Source organism: Jeotgalibacillus sp. S-D1 (genome assembly GCF_004358665.1).
Classification (GTDB): Bacteria; Bacillota; Bacilli; order Bacillales; family Jeotgalibacillaceae; genus Jeotgalibacillus.
In genome coordinates this window covers 244,704-263,623 of sequence record NZ_SMZR01000002.1, presented here as the reverse complement: position 1 = coordinate 263,623, position 18,920 = coordinate 244,704, and the positions used below count along the sequence as shown (strand labels likewise).

At 43.7% G+C, this 18,920-nt stretch carries 17 protein-coding genes; 14 read left to right on the top strand and 3 right to left on the bottom strand.

The window, feature by feature from the left end; all coding sequences use genetic code 11:
• The first annotated feature begins 23 nt into the window (after positions 1 to 23).
• The 4 genes from E2R51_RS08285 to E2R51_RS08270 all read left to right on the top strand — a co-directional run bounded on the left by E2R51_RS08285 (position 24) and on the right by E2R51_RS08270 (position 5,097).
• A complete protein-coding gene (locus tag E2R51_RS08285) occupies positions 24 to 1,328 on the top strand; it encodes a hemolysin family protein (protein ID WP_133376590.1) in 1,305 nt (434 codons plus the stop codon).
• A gap of 208 nt (positions 1,329 to 1,536) precedes the next feature.
• Positions 1,537 to 1,986, top strand: coding sequence for an NUDIX hydrolase (locus tag E2R51_RS08280; protein WP_240733011.1), 450 nt, complete (start codon positions 1,537 to 1,539; stop codon positions 1,984 to 1,986).
• Between the two features lie 18 nt (positions 1,987 to 2,004).
• Entirely contained in the window at positions 2,005 to 2,460 is a 456-nt protein-coding gene (locus E2R51_RS08275; RefSeq protein WP_133376588.1) for a GNAT family N-acetyltransferase, read from the top strand.
• A 171-nt stretch (positions 2,461 to 2,631) separates the two neighbouring features.
• Positions 2,632 to 5,097, top strand: a complete 2,466-nt coding sequence (locus E2R51_RS08270) for a cell wall-binding repeat-containing protein (RefSeq protein ID WP_133376587.1) — start codon at positions 2,632 to 2,634, stop codon at positions 5,095 to 5,097.
• A gap of 40 nt (positions 5,098 to 5,137) precedes the next feature.
• On the opposite strand, the gene E2R51_RS08265 is transcribed toward E2R51_RS08270, so the two are convergent.
• The gene (locus E2R51_RS08265) at positions 5,138 to 5,782 is read right to left on the bottom strand and encodes a HoxN/HupN/NixA family nickel/cobalt transporter (protein WP_133376586.1); all 645 of its coding nucleotides are present in this window, start codon (positions 5,780 to 5,782) and stop codon (positions 5,138 to 5,140) included.
• Positions 5,783 to 5,830: 48 nt separating this feature from the next.
• On the bottom strand, positions 5,831 to 7,447 hold the full coding sequence (locus E2R51_RS08260; protein ID WP_133376585.1) for a PucR family transcriptional regulator: 1,617 nt from the start codon (positions 7,445 to 7,447) through the stop codon (positions 5,831 to 5,833).
• A 182-nt stretch (positions 7,448 to 7,629) separates the two neighbouring features.
• On the opposite strand from E2R51_RS08260, the gene E2R51_RS08255 reads away from it, so the two are divergent.
• From E2R51_RS08255 to E2R51_RS08210, 10 genes are all read left to right on the top strand, one after another.
• A complete protein-coding gene (locus E2R51_RS08255; RefSeq protein ID WP_133376584.1) occupies positions 7,630 to 8,877 on the top strand; it encodes a Zn-dependent hydrolase in 1,248 nt (415 codons plus the stop codon).
• Between the two features lie 13 nt (positions 8,878 to 8,890).
• Positions 8,891 to 10,129, top strand: coding sequence for a pyridoxal-phosphate-dependent aminotransferase family protein (locus E2R51_RS08250; RefSeq protein WP_304999970.1), 1,239 nt, complete (start codon positions 8,891 to 8,893; stop codon positions 10,127 to 10,129).
• A gap of 207 nt (positions 10,130 to 10,336) precedes the next feature.
• Positions 10,337 to 11,785 (top strand): YfcC family protein, encoded by a 1,449-nt coding sequence (locus E2R51_RS08245; protein ID WP_240733010.1) that lies wholly within the window; start codon positions 10,337 to 10,339, stop codon positions 11,783 to 11,785.
• A 65-nt stretch (positions 11,786 to 11,850) separates the two neighbouring features.
• Positions 11,851 to 12,153, top strand: coding sequence for an urease subunit gamma (locus E2R51_RS08240; protein WP_133376582.1), 303 nt, complete (start codon positions 11,851 to 11,853; stop codon positions 12,151 to 12,153).
• Positions 12,154 to 12,171: 18 nt separating this feature from the next.
• Positions 12,172 to 12,495 carry an urease subunit beta gene (locus tag E2R51_RS08235; RefSeq protein WP_133376581.1) on the top strand — a complete coding sequence of 108 codons (324 nt, stop codon included), beginning with the start codon at positions 12,172 to 12,174 and terminating at the stop codon, positions 12,493 to 12,495.
• A complete protein-coding gene (gene ureC, locus E2R51_RS08230; RefSeq protein WP_133376580.1) occupies positions 12,492 to 14,198 on the top strand; it encodes an urease subunit alpha in 1,707 nt (568 codons plus the stop codon). The genes E2R51_RS08235 and ureC overlap by 4 nt, the downstream gene beginning before the upstream one ends.
• A 15-nt stretch (positions 14,199 to 14,213) precedes the next feature.
• Positions 14,214 to 14,660 (top strand): urease accessory protein UreE, encoded by a 447-nt coding sequence (ureE, locus tag E2R51_RS08225; RefSeq protein ID WP_133376579.1) that lies wholly within the window; start codon positions 14,214 to 14,216, stop codon positions 14,658 to 14,660.
• Positions 14,653 to 15,336, top strand: coding sequence for an urease accessory protein UreF (locus E2R51_RS08220; RefSeq protein WP_133376578.1), 684 nt, complete (start codon positions 14,653 to 14,655; stop codon positions 15,334 to 15,336). Before ureE ends, E2R51_RS08220 begins: the two co-directional genes overlap by 8 nt.
• A 15-nt stretch (positions 15,337 to 15,351) precedes the next feature.
• On the top strand, positions 15,352 to 15,969 hold the full coding sequence (ureG, locus tag E2R51_RS08215; protein WP_133376577.1) for an urease accessory protein UreG: 618 nt from the start codon (positions 15,352 to 15,354) through the stop codon (positions 15,967 to 15,969).
• Complete coding sequence (locus E2R51_RS08210; RefSeq protein WP_133376576.1) at positions 15,962 to 16,774, top strand: urease accessory protein UreD; 813 nt, start codon at positions 15,962 to 15,964, stop codon at positions 16,772 to 16,774. Before ureG ends, E2R51_RS08210 begins: the two co-directional genes overlap by 8 nt.
• A 624-nt stretch (positions 16,775 to 17,398) precedes the next feature.
• Here the strand turns inward: E2R51_RS08210 and E2R51_RS08205 are convergent.
• Entirely contained in the window at positions 17,399 to 18,850 is a 1,452-nt protein-coding gene (locus E2R51_RS08205; protein ID WP_133376575.1) for a sucrose-6-phosphate hydrolase, read from the bottom strand.
• Positions 18,851 to 18,920: the final 70 nt, after the last annotated feature.

Here is an 18,920-nt window from a genome sequence, read left to right as displayed (position 1 = left end):
ATCCCCTTTTTTAGGGGAACTTATTGGACAGTATATTGATTTTAAATCTTGTTTTGGTGGCAGTATTAATTGGTTTAACAGCTTTTTTTGTTGGATCAGAGTTTGCGGTTGTAAAAGTCAGGATATCCCGGGTTGATCAGTTAATTGCAGAAGGAAACAAAACGGCACCAGTTGTTAAAAAGTTGGTAACGGATTTGGATTACTATTTATCTGCATGTCAGTTGGGGATTACGGTTACCGCTCTTGGACTTGGGTGGCTTGGGGAGCCGACAGTGGAAAAAATTCTGCATCCTTTGTTTGATGACATCGGCGTCCCAGCGTCTCTTTCCACAATTATTAGCTTTGCTGTCGCTTTTGCTTTAGTAACATTTTTACATGTTGTAATTGGTGAGTTAGCGCCAAAAACACTGGCAATTCAATATGCTGAAAAAATGACCCTTCTGCTGGCTCGTCCATTGTATTGGTTCGGGAAAATTATGTTTCCTGCCATCTGGACATTAAATGGATCCGCCCGGTTACTGCTTCGTGCCTTTGGGGTACAGCCTGCCGGTCACGAACAGGCCCACTCTGAAGAAGAGCTGAAAATTATTATGACACAAAGTTATCAAAGCGGAGAAATTAATGAAACAGAACTTTCCTTCATGGAAAATATTTTTGCATTTGATGAAAGAGTAGCGAAAGATATTATGGTCCCTCGTGTTCAAATGGAAACATTAGACCTTTCTATGGATATGGAGCAGATTTTATCGATTGTAGATGAGCACCAATATACTCGTTTTCCTGTTACGGAGAATAATGATAAGGATCATATTGTAGGTTTTGTTAATGTTAAAGAAATGCTGACCAGTGTGGTGAAGAATCGTTCTTATCAGTTAGAAAACGGTCTGCATCTTATCGTGTTGATCAATGAGCAGACACGTCTTCAGGATGCCATGTTAAAAATGCAGTATGAGCGCGTTCATATGGCTTTAGTGATTGATGAGTATGGAGGTACTGCAGGTTTATTAACACTTGAAGATATCCTTGAAGAAATCGTCGGTGAAATAAGGGATGAGTTTGATGAAGACGAACGCCCTGATATTGAAGAAGCAGGGGAGCTTCAATACAATATTAATGGACGTTTGCTGTTGGAAGACCTGGAGGATCGGTTCGGTATCGAATTTGAAAATAAACAAGAAGTTGATACAATTGCCGGCTGGCTGCAGCATCACATGGAAGAAATTACTGAAGGCGATGAAGTGCTGAGTGATGAAAAGCATAAGTGGACAGTAAAAGAAATGGAAAATCATCAGATACTGGTTGTGCGTTTAGAAGTTTTACCAACGTAAAAAGTAAGAACTTATTTTGAACAGTTTTTGTTCAAAGTAAGTTCTTTTTTTAGGCCTTGTTAATGAGAAACATAATGAAATTTTTAATTATTTCCCGTTAGCTTCTTTTATAACAGCATGAAAATATTTATAGTATAAAGAATGCTGCGTTATAGACGGAGGTGAATTGAATTTGTCTGCCATCAGCGTCAACTGGGATGGAGCTATCGTGAAATTATCATGGATTCAAACGGCGAAGCTTCCGCCGGGAGAATTGATCACGAGTGTTCATGGCTGTTGCTTTCAAGAAGAAAAACTGCTTTTCGTTCATTTAAATAAAAGAGGATGGGATTTGCCGGGAGGTCATATTGAAGAAGGTGAAACGCCCATTGAATGCTTGAAGCGGGAAGCGTTTGAGGAAGGGTATGTTGCTGGAGACTGCGATATTCTTGGCTATATCTGTGTTGACCACAGTGAAAATGCGCACTGGGAAGAAACCGGTCCTTATCCGAGAATAGGGTATCAGGTATTCTGCAAAATGAAAATAGAGCGGGTCTTTGAATTTAAAGCTGAGAACGAATCATCAAAAAGGATTTTTATAAATCCAGATGAGTGTGAAAAATATAAGCCTGATTGGAATGAACTCTATCAGGAAATTCTTGAGTGTGCTTTAATCTGACATATGGGAGAGTTGATCGTGGATATTAGATTGGATGATTTAAGCGGATCACAGGTGGAGGGACTGCTTACGGAGCATCTTCATCAGATGTCGCTGCACTCTCCGCCCGGAAGCATTCATGCGCTGGATGCAGAGGCACTGAAAAAACCGGATATTACATTTTGGAGTGCATGGGAAGGATTAGAATTAGCCGGATGTGGAGCGCTAAAGGAACTGAATGAAAAGCATGGAGAAGTAAAATCAATGCGGACTTCTTCCCTTTATTTAAGAAAAGGGGTAGCCAGAAAACTTCTGCAGCATATTCTCGCAGAAGCAAAACGCCGGGGGTATACGCAAATCAGCCTGGAGACAGGGTCTATGAAAGCTTTTGAACCAGCCAGAAAACTGTACGAAAGTTTTGGTTTTCATTATTGTGAGCCATTTGCTGATTACAATGAGGATCCAAACAGTGTATTTATGACGAAGGAATTGTGAGATTGCCAGGTTACTTGCAATCTCTTTTTTTATTCAATTTTGAATGTTAGCTGTCGGTAATGAACGTGAAATTTTTAAATTTCAATAAAACACTTCTTTTTACCTACAAATTACCAGATCAATAGTATACTATAGAAATAAGAATAATTTGTCAGAAGGAAGGGTACCCAGTTGAAATTTACTTCTATACTTATCACCTTGCTTTTCGTGTATGTTTTAGTACCTGATTCACAGGTTCAAAGTGCTGCGGGAAGCTCGAGCGAAAGCGGCAAGGCAGCTATTATAAGCAACGAATCATTGAATTCTTCCAAAACACAGTCAACGGGGACCTTTTCAATAAGTGAACTAAACAAAAAAATGACAACACATGAATCCCTCCCTTTGGAAGCCTACAGAGTCGATAAACGGCTGATGTTTGATCCTAAATCTGCAGATGCTCCTTTATCCGGCATCAAGAAAAACCAAAACATTTTACCTTATAAAGTTGGTGATAAGAAGAAGTTTTGGGTAATAAATGATACGAATAATGAAGATTATCAAATTGAGGCGGTTTTGAAATACAGCGGTCAGCGCGGAGAAATCTGGGTACATAACAATGAAATAACTTCGGGACAGGCCAAGGAAATGGGCAAAGAGTTTGATCAGAACATTTATCCTCTTATCACGAAGAATTTTGCCAGGGAATCAGATGTAGATCAAAACAGCAGGGTATCGATCCTGGTGTTTGATATTCAGGATGGATTCAATGGCAGCGGCGGCTATATAGGCGGGTATTTTTATGCCAGGGATCTATACAATATGCCTTATTCCAACCGTTCTGAAATTTTTTACATCGATACCTATCCGTCCATGGGCTTTACAAAATCCTCTTATGATGTAAGCAATGCCTATTCAACTATTGCGCATGAATTCCAGCATATGGTGAACTTTAATCAAAATGTCCTGGTGGAAAAAGGGGAGGAGATGGAGGTCTGGCTGGATGAAGCGTTAGCCATGGCTGCTGAGCATATGTATTTAAAAGAGCCGCTTTCAGACAGGGTCAGTTATTATGAACGTTCTGCTTCCATCCCAAGGGGCCATTCTCTTCTAAACTGGGATTATGAAGGAGACGTTTTATCCAACTACTCGCTTTCTTACTTATTTGGCCAGTATTTTCGGATCCAAACCCAGCAGGGCGACTCCATTTACAAGGAATTAATTGCAAACAAAAAAAGTGGGACAAAAGCGTTGGAGGAGATTATTCAAAAATACATTTCTTCCAATAAGTCACTGGGAGAATTTTTAACCGATTTTCGCCAGGCGCTTTATCTCAATGAATCGGGCGGCTTATACGGCTTCCGGGGGGAAGACGGACTGTCAGCTGTTAAAAGCCGCAGCTATACTGGTTCTTCTCCTCATTCTCTCAGAGGCGGGGGAGCGATACAGATTCCGGTAACTGATCCATTTACACAGCCGGCTGATAAAGGTTCCTCAATTGCATACCGGGTAGCCTCCAAATCAGATCAGGATACTACAGCTCCCGCTCAGCCAGTCGTACATGCTGTAAACAGCGAGGCGGAAGCTGTCACCGGATACGCAGAGGCGCTTTCAACCGTTACAGTAAAGGTTGGTAAAACAGTGCTTGGCACTGGCAAGGCTGCAAGCAATGGAGCATTTACAGTATCGATTGTTAATCAGGCGCCAGGTGCTGTTTTATCTGTGATTGCAGCCGATAATGCGGGAAATCGCAGCAAAGAAAAAAAAATTACAGTATCAAATGCAGATACTGAAGCCAAACGGATTGCCGGAAAGGACCGTTATGAAACAGCCGTTTCGATCTCCAAAAATGGATGGAAAAAGGCGGAAACGGTGGTTTTGGCTACTGGTGCGGATTTCCCTGACGCTTTAGCCGGAGGTCCGCTCGCTTATAAAGAGAATGCACCTATTCTTTTAACCAGAGCATCCAGCCTTCATGCACTGACCGAAAAAGAGATTGAAAGATTAGAAGCAAAAAAAGTGATTATTCTCGGCAGCAAGGGAGCCGTGTCACAGGCAGTGGAGAATCGTCTGAAAAGTAAAGGACTGACCGTTGAGCGAATAGGGGGGCTGAATCGTTTTGAAACAGCAGCACAAATCGCTGAACGGCTGCCGTCTGAAGAGGCAATAGTGGCCCAGGGATTGAACTTTCCTGATGCCCTCGCTGTTTCTCCCTACGCAGCGAAAAATGGCATGCCAATTCTTTTAACCAGAGCTGACCGGGTGCCAGCTGAAACGCTCGAAGCTTTAACCGGTAAAAAGAAAACCATTGTGGTGGGCAGCACCGGCGCTGTAAGCGACCCCGTAATGAAGAAGTTCCCTGCCCCTGTAAGGTATGGAGGGGCAACGAGGTATGAAACGGCAAAAGCGATTACAACAAATCTTTTAATGGGGAAGGAACAGGCATACGCTGCAACAGGAACGAATTTTCCTGATGCCCTTGCAGGTTCCGTCCTTGCAGCGAATCGGAATGCGCCTATTCTGCTGGTTCGTGAAAAGTCCATTCCGGCACCAACAAAAGACCTTCTTAAAAGCTACTCAGCTTTCACGATCTTCGGCAGCCAGGGCGCTGTATCAGAAGATGTGAAAGAGGAACTGGACAAGGTGCTGAAGAATAAATAATTTCAAAAAATCACATCTGCAAAAATGCAGATGTGATTTTTTATTGTGTAAAAAGCAGTCTCCCCAGACCCTCCACCACAAGCAGCTGATACAGATAGTAAATCCCGAATAAAAGGCTTACTGTCCCTGCGGCTTTACTGAGCATTGTCTGCCACTGCAGCGTGCTTTTCTTAAAGGTAAAAGGAATTCCGATTAAACTGGTGAACACCAGCATCCCGGCGCAGGTGCCGATGCCGAAAACAATCATGTATAGGCTTCCTTCCCACAGCGTATCGATGGTACTCATTACAAGCAGCACCATCGCTGCGCTTCCGGCAAGTCCATGAACAAAACCAATTCCCATGGCTTTTGCGTAGTGGGTGCCGTTGCGGGATGACGTTACTTGATTTTCTGTTGAACGGATTGCGCGAATTCCGAGTACAATGAGCATTACGCCGACAAGTGATTCAAGTGTCAAAGCGGTGGTTTCTGAAATCGCAGCTTTAAAACCAATAACGATAATGCCGCAAATCAGAAGTGTGATCGTGTGACCAATCCCCCAATAAATGCCTGCAAGAGAAGATGTTTTCATTGTGCTGCTTCGGCTTGCAAGGGTGGATACTGCGATAATGTGGTCTGGTTCAACTGCATGCTTTGCCCCAAGCAGCAGGCTAAAAAATAGAACAGAGAGTAAGCTGACTTCCATTTTAATTCCTCCAATTTTATGTAAGAAACAAGTAATGTTTATATGTGATTAAAGCTTCAAAACGTTTTTCATCCGAAGTGCTAATCTGATTTGTAGAGTAAAATCCGGATCTTTTATTGGGATGCCCAGTAATTCTTCGCATTTTTCCAGACGATACACGACCGTATTACGATGCACGAATAATCGTTTGGCTGTTTCTGAAATCTGGCAGTGTGTTTCCATATATACAAATAAAGTCTGTAACAGTGTTTGTTCTTCATCTAGATTATCGAGCTTTAATTGCTGAATCGTATTATGGTAGAAATCGGTTAAATCCTTTGCCGGCAGCAGTCTCAACAGTTCATTTACGTCTTTGGATCTGTAAAAACTGATGGAGGAAGGCCCGCTTGTTAGTTTATTGGTATCAAGAGAATCACGAGCTTCTTTAAAGCCTTGTGGCACAAACAAAACATTATGACATATGTGGCTGACACCAAAGGAGATCGTTCTGCCATACTTTCTTTTTATCCCAATTTGAAGTTTTTCTAAAAGTGAAGAAGAAAACGCCTGAACATCTTTAACGGCTTCTTCAATTTCGATTAAAAGAATGATCGAGTCACCTTTTGTGAACAGGTGACACGGAGCACCGAAGGGTAACAGACTTTTCTCGAAAAAATCATGCAGTGTATCCATTTGATCTGGACTTGCGGACCGCTTCCATCCCTCTTCGCTAAAATCAAACCACCCTGCCGCACAAATATATTTCTGCTTGAAGGGCAGGTCAAACTCTTTTGCGCGACTAATCGTTTCCTCATCATTTGAGAACCCCCGGTCAATAAAGTGCAAGAAGAATTCATTCCGCATTCTTCTTGTATATTGTTTGACGGCGTCTTCTCTGAGAAGTTCGAACGAAATCACATTCAGGGCTTGTTCGATTGCCAGCAATTTAACTCTTTCTGAAGATTGCACTGGTCCGAGAATAACTAAAAGAGCCATTTTTTTGTCGTGGCTTACAACAGGAAAAAGGGTAATTTCATTTTTTGTTTCCAGAATGCTAAAAGAGGTAGAAGTAGTTTTTGGCAAAAGAAGATGGCCGCCCTGTGTTTCCCAGTCATACAGCGGGGCAGGCAGAGCGCCGCAGTTTTTTTGACCTTTTAAAGGCGTTAAATAGGGTGTGGTTAAATAGGTTGTATGACCAATTAATTCCGATAAATGTTCAACACATGCATTCAGTCCTTCTCCGCTTAAAATATGGGCTGAAAAAATCTTGTGCATATCAATTGCATATCGCAGTTCATTCGTTTTTTTATCCAGTATGATCGATAAAATCTGATTAACCGTGTCGCCCAACGACTGTTCATTGGACATTTCTATAATCGGAAAATGTAATTCATCTGCAAGAATAAGAGCTTCCGGTGGGAGCTCGTGCAGGAATCGTTTGGTTTTTATCCAAAGGGAGGAACACCCCTGCATCGCCATGTGCCGAATGAGCTCAGTCAGCTTATGCGGCTGGTCTTTCAGATGATAACCGGTCGTAACGAGAATGTCATTGGTTTTTAAATAAGGAAGAATATCAGGCGCATCCATCGTGGTAGCATGTGACACTTCATTTCTCAGACCCTCTTTGCCTGCCAAAATCGTCAGCCGGTCAAATGGAGGATGGGTTAATACTTCTTTTAAAAGCATGTAAATGCCTCCCGGTGATTAGTTAAAGTGTATAAAAACAAATAGAAAGTTTAGCAGATATGACAATGATAATCCTCCTGAAAATCAGTAAGATTCTAGTAATGAGTTATATGTTACATTTTATCACATGAAAAAGAAAGAATTAATTTACTATTCTTTTATTTTTAGGAAGGAGGGAAAAGATGGCTAAATCACAAACTGCTCATAAGAACCCGGCGGCAATAGAAAAACCGGGAGAAATGATTGAGTGGCTGGCTGGATTTGGTGCAACTCCAAGTGGAGGGGTGACGAGACTTCTTTATACAGCGCCCTGGCTTGAGGCGCAAAGAGCATTGAGAGATTTGATGGCGGCTAAGGGCTTATCTGTTTGTTTTGACGAAGTGGGTAATCTGTATGGAAGACGTATGGGCACTGTGCAGCCGGATTCAGTTATTTTAACAGGATCACATATTGATACAGTGATTGAGGGAGGTAAGTTTGACGGAGCGTATGGCATTGTTGCAAGTTTATTGGCGATTGATCGGCTTTTTAAAAAGCATGGACCGCCGTTAAAAACGATTGAGGTTGTTTCTCTAGCTGAAGAGGAAGGGAGCAGATTTCCACTGGCGTTTTGGGGATCTGGCTGGATTACTGGAAGGTATTCACTGGAGATGGCTGAAGATCTATACGATCGGGAAGGGGTATCTCTGCATGATGCGATGCTTTCCGCAGGGTTCGGCAAGGAGCTGCAGCGTGAAAAAAGGTGTGTACCTGAGGCGTTTGTTGAAATTCATGTGGAACAGGGAATTGTTCTGCAAAAAAAGAAAAAGGACATTGGCATCGTAAGTGATATAGTGGGTCAGCGAAGATATGCTGTACGAATTAAAGGTGAAAGCAATCATGCCGGTACAACCCCTATGAGCATGAGGAAGGATGCCGTAAAGATAATGGCAGAATTAATTCTGCTTGTTACTGGACAGGCGGAGAAATATAGTGATCTTGTTGCGACAGTGGGGAAAATCTCCGCTAAACCAAATATGTCCAATGTGATTGCGGGCGAAGTGGAATGCACGCTGGATGTGCGTCATCCTGATTCTGCAGTTTTGGATTGTATGGAATGGATCATACGGGAGTTTGTGCAAAAGCAGTTTCAATGCGGGGTAGAAATGAAGGTGGAAGAGTGGATGAGGGTGGAACCTGTGAAGCTGGATGAAGCGCTTGGGCAGATTGCATGCAGGCTGGCTGACCGGGAAACAATCCATTATGAAAAGATGATCAGCGGAGCGGGTCATGACGCGCAGGTGTTTGCTTCCTATTGCCCGGCCATGCTGATGTTTGTGCCCAGTGAAAATGGAATTAGTCATTCTCCTGAAGAATGGACAGCAGAAGACGAATTAGAGAAGGGCATTGAAATGATGATGCTCCAACTTTATAAGCTCGCTTATGAATAAGGGGGAATTAAGTATGTATAAAGATTTAAACACGCCAATCAGAACAATTTTAACACCTGGCCCTGTAGAGGTGGATCCCAGAGTTCTTCGTGTGATGTCCGCTCCAATTCTTGGGCAATTTGATCCGGCGTTTACGGATATTATGAATGAAGTAATGGATATGCTCAGAAAACTATTTAAAACGGACAATCAGTGGGCTTTTCCTGTGGACGGCACTTCCCGTTCAGGCATTGAAGCAATGTTATGCAGTGTGATTGAGCCGGGAGATCGTGTGCTTGTTCCGGTGTTCGGGCGCTTTGGGTATTTGCTGATGGAGATTTGTGAGCGCTATGGTGCAGAGGTGAAAGCGATTCATCAGGAGTGGGGGGCAGTTTTCGATCCCAAGGCAGTTATACAGGAAATGGATGATTGGAAACCGGATATTGTCGCGATGGTTCACGCGGAAACGTCTACCGGCTGTATGCAGCCTCTAAAAGAAATTGGGCAGGCATGCCGCGAGCGCCATCTTTATTTTATTGTGGATGCTGTCGCATCGGTGGGAGGAGTAGATGTCAGGGTGGATGAGTGGTTCATTGACGGGTTAATTGCCGGAACTCAAAAATGCTTGTCTGTTCCTGCCGGGATGTCACCTCTTACATATAACGAGAGAATACAAAAGCGGATAGCGCGAAGGAAAAAGGTAGAGCGCGGGATTGCAACAGAGGAAGAATTACAGCAAAAAGCAGCTACGTTTATTAAAAGTAATTACTTTGACTTAAGTATGCTGCAGGATTACTGGGGACCCCGCCGTTTAAATCACCATACGGAAGCGACATCTATGCTTTATGCGCTGAGGGAAGGTCTTCGGCTTGTTCTTAATGAGGGGCTGGAGAATCGATTTGAGCGCCATAAATACCATGAAAGAGCATTAGTGTCCGGACTGAAGGCGATGGGTATGGAGTTATTCGGGGACACTTCGGCCAAGCTTCCTACTGTAACCTGTATTAAAATTCCGGATGGTGCAGATGGCGATTCTGTCAGGCGGATGCTACTTGATCAATTTGGCATTGAGATTGCCACCTCTTTTGGTCCGCTGCATGGGAAAATTTTGCGGGTTGGCACAATGGGGTACAGCTGCCGGAGGGAAAATATTTTAACTTTTTTGGGGGCATTCGAAGCGGTGTTGATCCGTCATGGCATTTTGGTTGAAAAGGGAGCCGCCTTGCAAGCTGCTCTTGATTACTATACTAACGAAAATAAACTGAGTAATTAACTTATATTCCATTTTAATCCATATGGAACAATCCCAAAAGCCATCCTAATTTATTGGGATGGCTTTTTATATGTTAGGTTATATAACGTGATTTAGCTTATATGACGAAAAAATGATTATTTTTTGTATATAATGCTAGTGAATTAAGATAAATTTGTCTTGTATGATAGAAAACATAACATGAAAATAGAAATGAGGAGAAAAAATATGGTATCATTTAAATTAGCAACGAAAGATCAAAAGGGCAGCCCGCAGCTAAAGCCATCTGAGCCAAAACAATTCATGCCTCATGTTTATGTCATTCTATTTATCTTTATCGTACTGGCTTCTCTATTAACGTACATTGTTCCTGCGGGTGAATACGAACGGATTCCGGGCCCGGAAGGACGAACAACCATTGATCCGGCTTCTTATCAGACGGTCGAATCAAATCCTGCAGGTATTACAGACTTTATGGTGGCAATTCCAAATGGACTGGCAGGAGCTGCTGAGGTTGTGTTTTTTACCTTAATCATTGGCGGAATGTTTATGGTGCTGCGAAAGACCGGCATGATTGAGTGGGGAGTAAGTGCTTTGACGAGACGTTTTTCTTCAAAAAGTATGGCAGTCATTCCGGTATTGATGGTTGTTTTTTCTGTTGTGTGCAGCTTAATCGGAACGCAGGAGCTAAGTCTGGTGTATATACCTGTTATTTTACCTTTGCTGATCGCACTGCGTTTTGATTCTGTAACAGCAGTGGGCGTTGCATTGGTCGCAACAACTGCAGGTTTTACAACCGGAGTTTTAAATCCGATTAATACGGGGCTTGGCCAGCAGTTAGCTGAAATTCCCGTTTATTCCGGAATCGGGTTAAGGGCAGTGGCTCTTATTCTGATCATGACAACGGGAATTTTATATGTCGTTCGGTATGCCCGCAAAGTGCGTCAAAATCCCAAATTGAGCCTGGTTTATGAAGAAGATGCAGAAAAAAGAAAGCTTTATCGTAAAACGGATGATGCTAAGCCTTTTCAAGTGACAAAACGCCAAAAAATAGCTGCAGCTGTAACCGGTCTGTTTTTTGGAGTTCTAATCTATGGCGTTCTTTTTGAGGGATGGTTCATGCTTGAAATGTCTGGTCTGTTCATTCTGATGGGGATCACTGCAGGTCTTATCGCAGGCTTGAATACGTCTCAAATCTGTGAAGGTTTTAACCAGGGATTCCGCGACGTGCTGGTAGGAGCAATTATTGTCGGTATAGCCCGTGCGGTTGCTGTCGTGATGGAAGATGGTCAAATTATGGATACGATTGTCTACGGTCTCGGTATTTTTGTAGGTAATTTCCCGCCTGTATTCAGTGCGGCGGGTATGTTTTTTACCCAATTGCTATTTAATTTTGTCGTTCCATCAGGAAGCGGACAGGCCCTTGTCACCATGCCGATCATGGCTCCGCTTGCTGATTTGCTCAACATGACGCGACAAACTGCGGTTCTTGCATTTCAACTGGGAGATGGTCTGGGGAATATTTTATTTCCTACTTCAGGTTACTTTATGGCAGCATTGGCACTTGCGGGCGTTTCTTGGGGGAAATGGGTGAAATTTTATCTTCCGTTATTTGGGATATGGACAGTAATTTCAATCGGCTTGCTCGTGTTTGCACAGCTTACCGGCTGGTCGTAAAAGCAGGAAGCAAGACATCTTCAAAAATTTAAATACCAGTATTCGACAGACAAAGGGTGAACCAAATGAAACTGACTGCAAGAGAACAGGAGAAACTGATGATTGTCGTGGCCGCGGATCTTTCCAGAAGAAGGCAGCAGCGCGGCCTCAGGCTGAATTATCCAGAAGCAGTAGCAATCATTACTTATGAAGTGCTGGAGGGGGCGAGAGATGGCAAATCAGTATCCCAGCTTATGCAGGAAGGCCGGAAGATTTTAAGGCGTGAGGATGTAATGGAAGGGGTTCCCGAAATGATACCCGATATTCAAATTGAAGCAACATTTCCGGATGGCACAAAGCTTGTGACCGTTCATGATCCGATTGTCTAACTAAAGGGGGGATGCTTGATGATACCGGGAGAATACCGCTTAAAGCAGGAACCGGTCGTTTGCAATGAAGGTTTAAATGAGATCGTTATTGATGTGAAAAATAAAGGGGACCGCCCAATTCAAATTGGATCTCATTTTCATTTTTTGGAGGTGAATGAGTCACTGCATTTTGACAGGGAACGATCTTATGGCCGTCATTTAAATATTCCCTCAGGGACGGCGGTGCGTTTTGAGCCAGGGGATGCAAAAAAAGTTAAGCTGGTGCCGTTTCGTGGAGAAAGAGAAGTATACGGCTTAAACAATAAAGTGAATGGCCGCTTAGACGGGGAGAGTAGCTCATGAGTTTTCATATGAACCGTGATCAATATGCTGATATGTTTGGTCCGACAACAGGTGATCAGATCCGACTCGCTGATACGACACTTTTTATTGAAGTGGAAAAGGATCTAACCCGCTATGGGGATGAGGTAAAATTTGGCGGCGGCAAAGTGATTAGAGACGGGATGGGACAACACCCGAAAGCGCTCGACGAAGAATCGGCAGATACCGTACTGACAAACGCCTTGATTGTTGACTACACAGGGATTTACAAAGCGGATATCGGCCTATCTGCAGGACGGATTATGAAAATAGGGAAAGCAGGGAATCCGCTGCTGATGGATGGGGTCGATATTGTCATCGGAGCATCAACCGAAGTCATCGCAGCTGAAGGAAAAATTGTAACCGCAGGCGGAATCGATGCCCATATTCATTTTATTTGCCCTCAGCTGATTCAGACGGCAATCGAATCCGGTGTAACGACGATGATCGGCGGAGGAACAGGACCTGCAACAGGCACCAACGCCACTACCTGCACACCTGGTGAGTGGCATATCCACCGAATGCTGGAAGCTGCAGACCAATTCCCGGTCAACATCGGTTTTCTTGGAAAAGGGAATTCCTCAAGTGAACGGGCACTCGAGGAACAAATTGAAGCGGGGGCAATCGGCTTGAAGCTTCATGAAGACTGGGGAACAACTTCCTCCTCAATTGATTGTGCCCTTACAGTCGCAGACCGGATGGATGTTCAGATCGCCATTCATACTGACACATTAAACGAAGGCGGTTTCTTAGAGGATACACTGAACGCTATCGGGGACCGGGTTATTCATACCTATCATACAGAGGGAGCGGGAGGAGGCCATGCCCCGGATATTATCAAGGCTGCATCTTATCCCAATATCCTGCCTTCTTCAACGAATCCAACAAGACCCTATACAGTAAACACAATAGCTGAACATTTAGACATGCTCATGGTTTGCCACCATCTTGATCCGTCAGTTCCTGAAGATCTTGCTTTTGCCGATTCCCGCATACGAAAAGAAACGATTGCAGCGGAGGATATCCTGCATGACCTGGGGGTTTTCAGCATGATCAGCTCCGACTCCCAGGCAATGGGGAGAGTTGGAGAAGTGATTTCACGCACGTGGCAGACAGCGGATAAAATGAAGCGGCAGCGGGGGGCATTGTCACCAGGAGAAACAAGTGACAATGCAAGAGCCAAACGCTACATTGCTAAATACACGATCAACCCTGCGATCACACATGGCATTTCAGAAGAAGTTGGCTCCATTGAAGAAGGGAAATGGGCTGATTTAGTTATTTGGGATCCTGCATTTTTTGGAGTGAAACCCGATTTAATACTTAAAGGAGGATTCATTTCCTGGTCTGTGATGGGAGACCCGAATGCTTCCATTCCAACTCCTCAGCCGGCTTTGTATCGTCCTATGTTTGGGGCTTTTGGAAAAGTGACAGGCAAAACCTCGATTACGTTTTTATCAAAGGCAGCATATGACAAAGGGGTTCACTCAAAGCTTGGACTGCAAAAAGTGATCAGACCGGTATCAGGAATCCGTCAATTGACAAAGAAAAGCATGAAATGGAATGGTGAAACCCCTGACTTGGAAGTTGATCCACAAACCTATGAGGTCAAGGTGAATGGAGAGCTTATCACCTGTGAACCTGATGAAATTGTTCCTATGGCGCAACGTTATTTCCTATTCTGAGCTGAGGTGATAAAAATGATAATTGAAGAAATTCAAGGCAATATCAATTCCAGCGATCTTAAAGCCCCGCATATTGAACGTGTATTTATGAAAAGTGACGATCTGTTAAAGCGGGTACTCCGGGTTAAAACAGATCATGGAAATGAGATGGGCATTCGTTTAAAAAAGAAAAAAGAATTAAAAGACGGCGATATCCTGTATCAGGACGAAAAAAATATGATTATTATTACAACGATAAAAGATGACGTGCTGACAATAACTCCAGATTCGCTTCAACAAATGGGGGAAATTGCTCATCAAATAGGGAATCGGCACACACCTGCCCAGTTTGAAGAAAATTCGATGATTGTTCAATATGACTATTTGCTCGAAAATCTGTTAGGAGAACTTGGCGTTTCTTTCAAGCGGGAAAAGCGGCAAATGAAAGAAGCATTCCGTCATATTGGACATTCACATGAATAAGTTATTTTATTTTTTGCAGCTGTGTGACTCACAATTTCCCTCTGGTGCTTTTTCTCATTCTTTTGGATTAGAAACGTATATCCAAAAGGGAGTGATTCACGACACTGAAAGCTTTGAGGAAGTATTAAAAGCATACGTATTAACGCAGTTGTGCTATACAGAAGGGCTGGCCTGCAGAATAGCTTATGAAGCCGTCCACCAAAAGGATGAAGACAAGCTGTTAAAGCTCGATCAGGAATTATATGCCCTCTCTTTATCAAAGGAAAGCAGAGAAGGTGTAAAAAGAATTGGGCAGCAAATGACCAAACTTCTGGTGACGCTGTATTCTTCAGAGCGGCTGAACTGGTATCAGCAGTTGATTCGCAATAAGGAAGCGAATGGGCATCCTGCCATCGCCTTTGCACTTGTTTGTCATTATTTAGAAGCTGGTCTGAAGGAGGCTCTTCAGTGCTATCTGTTTTCAAATGTGACAGCGATGGTGCATAACGGAGTGCGGGGGATTCCGATCGGGCAGACGGATGGACAGAAACTGCTTATATCGATACAACCTATTTTACAGGATACAATCCAGAAAATTTCAGAATTGACGGAAGAGGATTTAGGCGCTGCATCACCTGCGCTGGAGCTGGCGCAGATGCAGCATGAATCACTTTCTGTGCGCATGTTTATGAGTTGAAGGAGGAGTTGCAAGATGAAAGATCCGATTAAAATTGGTGTGGGCGGTCCGGTTGGAGCTGGTAAAACGCTGTTGGTCGACAGGCTGACCCGTGCTTTGCAGGACGAGCTGTCCATGGCGGTTATAACTAACGATATTTATACAAAAGAAGATGCCCGTTTTTTAATCGAAAATGGCATCTTACCTGAGGACCGTATCATCGGTGTGGAAACCGGAGGGTGTCCTCACACGGCTATTCGTGAAGATGCTTCCATGAATTTTGCTGCAATTGACGAGTTAATGGAAAAGCACGAAGGCCTGGATTTGATTTTTGTGGAAAGCGGCGGTGATAATCTTGCCGCGACGTTCAGTCCTGAGCTAGTGGATTTTTCTATTTACATTATTGATGTTGCTCAAGGGGAGAAAATTCCCCGTAAAGGGGGGCAAGGGATGATCAAATCTGATTTGTTTGTGATCAACAAAACGGATCTTGCTCCGCATGTCGGGGCAGACCTGAGTGTGATGGAGCGGGATACGCTTGCTGCCCGGGGGCAAAAACCCTTTTTCTTTACAAATTTAAAAACAGAAGAAGGGGTCGATGAGGTCGTCAGCTGGATTAAGTCTGAGGCTTTCTTGATTGGATTGAATGGCTGAAGAATACGGGGTACTGAAAATTCAAGCAGAACGCTCAGGTTTGAAAACGGTGATCCGGGATCAGTTTTTTAATGGCGTTTTAAAAACGACCCGTCCGGTGTATCAAAAGACAACCCCATTAATGTATATGATTCATGTGGGCGGGGGCTATGTGAAAGGAGACCGCTATGAAACAGCTGTCAGGCTGGATGAAGGATCGACTCTAGCACTGACGACCCAGGCTTCAACCAAAGTATATAAAACGCCTGGCGGAAAAGCCTCTCAGTCCTTTCAAGCCGAACTGGGGCCAGACTCCTGCCTGCTGTTGCGGCAGGATCCGTTGATTGTATATGAAGACGGCTGCTATCATCAAAAAATTCAGTTCGATATGGCTGAAACTGCGCATCTGCTTTACAGCGACATTGTAACGCCCGGCTGGTCGGGGGACGAGAGACTTTTTCCGTATGAAGAAATCAGAAGCGATGTGAGTGTTTTTATTAACGGCAGGCTTGCAGTGAAAGACCGCTTCCTGTTTCAGCCCGGCAGTTCACCGCTTTCTGCTCCGCTTTTAATGGAGGAACATACACATATGGGTACGCTTTTATTGGTTTCACCCCAGATTACTGCTGACTTCATCGAGGTTTTGCAAAGGGAATTAGGTGAATCAGATGAAGTGAAAATTGGAGTTTCACAGCTCCCGGTTTCCGGATTCTGTGTCAGGGCCCTTGCGGGTGATTCAGGTTCAATCGAAGATTTATTTGCTGAAGTGGAGAAGCGTCTCCATGGGGAATTTCCCCGATTTCCTCTTATGCGATGGAGGAAATAAGAGGTGAGTTGGTAAAAGTGTCTGAACTAAAATGGAGATACGGGCTATTCTTCTAAAAAAGGCCGGTTCATTTCCGCTGCAGACGGACGCTTTCCGCGTGGCGGGAGGTGAGCCTACCTGATGCTGCCGCATCATTGAGTCTCACCCTTCCCGCTGTATCACGCAGGAGTCGCCGCCTTCCGCTCCAATGAACCGACGTTCAACTGTTATAGAGTAGTGAAAATAATGAAAATGATTCTGCGCAAATAAAAAATGTGTTCATGAATAAATTTCATGAACACATTCCTTTTGTCATTTATGAGTTATGTTTCTGCCTCTTTTACATATCGCTTAATCATTAAATGAGGAGTTTTAAAAAATGTTCATAAGCATTTATATTTTACAAAAAAGAGGTTGGGACTTAATTTCATAAATCATTAAAATTGTGTCTGTCCTAATCGCACGATGAGGTGAACGGAGCGGAAGGTGGCGACTCCTGCAGGATTTGACGGCAAGCTGAGACCCCGCAAGGCGAAGCCTAAGGAGGGCTCAGCGCCGTCCCTGCGGAAAGCGTCCACCTGAAGCGCAGTGAACCGGTTAAAAGAGGCAGAAACACATTTATATCAACCTCTTTATACTTATTCCTTACCCTTCTGCTGAATATTCATTTTTCATATTAACGGCATCATTGCGCAGTGTCCATGCGGTGATTTGAAGTTCTTCGTATCCTTCTGCAAAAAGAGTAGAAACTCCTTCATCTGCAAACATTCTGGATGTAAATACTGCTTCTCCTTGATTAACAAAAATCTCAACCGATGAATGGTCTATAAACAGCTGGAGGCTGTAAAGGCCGTTTGGGAGGAGGCAGCTTCTGCGCTCGGTCTGGCCGTCAGCATAACTTGGTCTTTCTAGCGTCAGCAGTTTGCTTTGCTCGTTAAACTGCAGCGTCATATTGTCAAAGAGAGTTAGTTTTTGAATCTTCCCATCCACTTGAACCTCAGATGCCCGGGAAATGGAGGCTGTATGCTGTTGCTTGCCAGATTCTTTAATGGTCTGTGTTGTGCGAAGCTCTTTCATTTCCTCTAAAGGAATCTGAAAAATGGTTCCATCGATCAATTTTAACTCCCGGGGCAATGTCATTTGGTGCAGCCAGCCTTCCTTTACGGTTGGCTGCTTAAATTCATTCTGATCCGGGACGCCCATCCATCCAACTAAGATCCGGCGCCCTTTGTCATCCAGCGTTGTCTGCGGCGCATAAAACTCAAACCCGCGGTCCAGTTCGACAAAGTCTTCATGTGTAAATTGAGCAGAATCGTAGTTTAATTTGCCGATTGCGTAGCCGGACTGATATTCGTTGTTATACTGAATTCCATCAGAGGCAATCCCTTGAGGTGAGAATAATAGAATGTCTTTTCCGCCGAGTTCAAATAAATCAGGACATTCCCACATGTAGCCAAAATCATGGAAGGGCTCCTGATTTGCGTGACTTAAGATTCCCCTGTAAGTCCATTTTTCCAAATCATTTGATTCTAAAAATGCAACAGAACCCGTCTCTTCTTTTGTTTGGGCTCCGATGACCATATACCAGTTATCCTTGTGCTGCCATACTTTTGGGTCTCTAAAATGAGCCGTAAACCCTTCTGGGAGTTCAACTTTCACTCCTTTTTTCTCAAATGTTCTTCCATCAGTACTTTCGGCCACACACTGATAGCTTTCTCGCTGGTTTTGCTCATTTTTAACATTTCCCGTATAGAACAGTGTTAATTTATCGTCTGATCCGATTGCGCTTCCTGAGTAACAGCCGTTTTTATCAAACCAGTCGCTTGGGGTTAAAGCGATTGGCTCCAAGGTCCAGTCTGTCAGATTTTCTGAGCTGAAATGGCCCCAGAACTTAGCGCCATGAGCTGTGTCAAAGGGCATCCACTGAAAAAACAGGTGATAGATGCCCTTCCATTGAATCCATCCATTTGGATCATTTAACAATCCGGCAGGAGGAGCCAAATGGTAGGCGGGAAAATAGGGATCCAAGCGGACGGTGCTGGATTGCTTTTTTACAGCTGAATAGGCTTGTTGTTTTAATTCTTCGTTACGGTTCATATCACAATCTCCTTTATAATAAAACTCAATGAAAACCGGTTCCCTTCTGCGGAACTCAGCAGCTGTATTT

Coding starts and splice junctions, on each gene's coding strand:
- E2R51_RS08265 (WP_133376586.1), bottom strand. CDS start 5,782: ATGGAAGTCAGCTTACTCTCTGTTCTATTTTTTAGCCTGCTGCTTGGG.
- E2R51_RS08260 (WP_133376585.1), bottom strand. CDS start 7,447: ATGCTTTTAAAAGAAGTATTAACCCATCCTCCATTTGACCGGCTGACG.
- E2R51_RS08255 (WP_133376584.1), top strand. CDS start 7,630: ATGGCTAAATCACAAACTGCTCATAAGAACCCGGCGGCAATAGAAAAA.
- E2R51_RS08250 (WP_304999970.1), top strand. CDS start 8,891: ATGTATAAAGATTTAAACACGCCAATCAGAACAATTTTAACACCTGGC.
- E2R51_RS08245 (WP_240733010.1), top strand. CDS start 10,337: ATGGTATCATTTAAATTAGCAACGAAAGATCAAAAGGGCAGCCCGCAG.
- E2R51_RS08240 (WP_133376582.1), top strand. CDS start 11,851: ATGAAACTGACTGCAAGAGAACAGGAGAAACTGATGATTGTCGTGGCC.
- E2R51_RS08235 (WP_133376581.1), top strand. CDS start 12,172: ATGATACCGGGAGAATACCGCTTAAAGCAGGAACCGGTCGTTTGCAAT.
- ureC (WP_133376580.1), top strand. CDS start 12,492: ATGAGTTTTCATATGAACCGTGATCAATATGCTGATATGTTTGGTCCG.
- ureE (WP_133376579.1), top strand. CDS start 14,214: ATGATAATTGAAGAAATTCAAGGCAATATCAATTCCAGCGATCTTAAA.
- E2R51_RS08220 (WP_133376578.1), top strand. CDS start 14,653: ATGAATAAGTTATTTTATTTTTTGCAGCTGTGTGACTCACAATTTCCC.
- ureG (WP_133376577.1), top strand. CDS start 15,352: ATGAAAGATCCGATTAAAATTGGTGTGGGCGGTCCGGTTGGAGCTGGT.
- E2R51_RS08210 (WP_133376576.1), top strand. CDS start 15,962: ATGGCTGAAGAATACGGGGTACTGAAAATTCAAGCAGAACGCTCAGGT.
- E2R51_RS08205 (WP_133376575.1), bottom strand. CDS start 18,850: ATGAACCGTAACGAAGAATTAAAACAACAAGCCTATTCAGCTGTAAAA.